We start from the raw sequence: 2,021 nt of genomic DNA on the forward strand, positions 1-2,021 counted from the left end.
CTGCAGCGTGACCCCGGCTGCCCTCGCCGCGCGGCGCACCAGCCCGAGGGGCGTGTCGCAGATCCCGACCACCCGACGTCCGAGCATCGGCAGGACGGCTTCGGTGACCAGCCCGGCGGGATTGGTGAAGTTGATCAGCCACGCGCCAGGGCAAAGCTCGCGCATCCGCCGGGCGATGTGCAGGGCGGCGGGGACAGCGCGCAGGCCCGCGGCTATCCCGGCGGCGCCGGTGGTCTCCTGGCCCAGCAGGTTCAGCCGGGTTGCCACGCGTTCGTCCAGCGTCCTGCCTAGGGTGCCGCCGGGACGGATGGCCGAGAAAACGACGTCGGCGCCGGCCAGGGCGCTATCCAGGTCCCGGGCGGACTCGATCTTCGGCGGCCGGCCGCCCCCGGGCAAGGGCGCGTCCTCCAGCACCCGGACGATCGCCTGCTGGCGGCCTGCGTCGGCGTCGTGGAGCACCAGCCGGTCCACCAGGCCGGCCGCGGATCCGTTGGCCAGCGCGCGGTAGACCAGCGGCACCCGGAACCCGCCGCCGCCCAGTATGGCAAGTGTTGCCACTGCTTCCCCCGAACGATTGACATTGGATAACGATCGGCCGCCCGCAGCCCGGGACGCGGCCCTTGCTTGTATTGTGCCAGCAAGGGCCAACCACAAGCCCTGGCGGCTGAACTGCGCCCGGGCCGAAGATCGTCGACCGCGCTCGCCGCGGTGCATTGCGCTCCGCGGCGCAGGCCTTCAGCCGGAAGCATGCTTCGGATGGGAGAATGGATCCGTGAGCTCTACAACGTCACCGTTGCCCTATGACCGCCAAGCCGTCATCAACCTGGCCGCCATCCGCGCCAACGTGCGTCACCTGCGCGAGGTCGCGGCGCCCGCCCGGGTGATGGCGGTGGTCAAGGCGGACGCCTATGGCCACGGCGCGGTCCCGGTGGCCCGGGCGGCACTGGAAGCCGGTGCGTCCTGGTTGGGCACTGCGCACTTCACCGAGGGGCTGGCCCTGCGCGCGGCGGGCATCGATGCCCCCAACCTGGCCTGGCTGCACACCCCGGACACGGACTTCGCCGCGGGCATCGAGGCGGGGATCGACGTCGGCGTGTCCGGCTGGGAACTCGAGCCGGTGGTCAAGGCGGCCCGGCGGCTCGAACGGCCGGCACGCGTGCACCTGAAGATCGATACCGGGCTGGGTCGCAACGGCTGCCCGCCGGCGCTCTGGGAAGACCTGATCAACCGGGCCGTGGAGTACCAGGAACAGGGGCTGCTGCGGGTGGTCGGCGTCTTCTCCCACCTGGCGGTCGCCGATGAACCGCACCGGCCTGAGACGGACGAGCAGGTGGACCGCTTCCGTGAGGCTGTAGCGGTGGCCGAGAACGCGGGGCTGGATCTGGAGGTCCGACATCTGGCCAACACGCCCGGTACGCTCAGCCGCCCTGACGCCCACTTCGACATGGTCCGCGTGGGGCTGGGCATTTACGGGCTCTCGCCCTTCGAGGGGCAGACTCCCGAGGAACTCGGGCTGGTTCCGGCCATGACGTTGCGCGCACGGGTGGCCAACTGCAAACAGGTGCCCCGCGGCCAGGGCGTCTCCTATGGGCTCAAGTACCTCACCTCCGGGCCGACCACGCTGGTGCTGGTACCGCTGGGCTATGCGGACGGCATCCCGCGCAGCGCCGCCAACGTCCAGGTGTCCATCCGCGGCCGCCGCTATGACGTCGTGGGCCGGGTGGCCATGGACCAGTTCGTGGTGGACCTGAGGACCACCGACGCCGAAGACCTCGTGGGCGAGGAAGTGATCGTTTTCGGGCCGGGCCGGGACGTCCCGGACGCCCAGGACTGGGCGGCGGGCGCCGGCACCATCAACTACGAGATCGTCACCCGCGTCAGCCAGCGGGTCCCGCGCTACTACACCGGAACCGCCGACCAACGAAAGGGCGGCGAGGCCGGCACCCCGGCGGCCGCGAACACGGTGGCCACGGACATCTTCGCCAACAGGGTGGCACCGGGGATCGCCACCGTGACCACCA

General features: G+C 71.3%; 2 protein-coding genes. One reads left to right on the forward strand and one right to left on the reverse strand.

All coding sequences use genetic code 11. From position 1 onward, the window contains the following. Positions 1 to 558, reverse strand: a 558-nt coding sequence (locus tag AC5RV2_RS17425) for a family 4 glycosyl hydrolase (RefSeq protein WP_494093377.1), incomplete at its 3' end; no start/stop codon positions are given. Positions 559 to 772: 214 nt separating this feature from the next. On the opposite strand from AC5RV2_RS17425, the gene alr reads away from it, so the two are divergent. After that, the coding region (alr, locus tag AC5RV2_RS17430) for an alanine racemase (RefSeq protein WP_494093378.1) at positions 773 to 2,021 on the forward strand (1,249 nt) is incomplete at its 3' end.

The sequence above is a fragment of the Arthrobacter sp. Y3225116 genome (assembly GCF_059091245.1).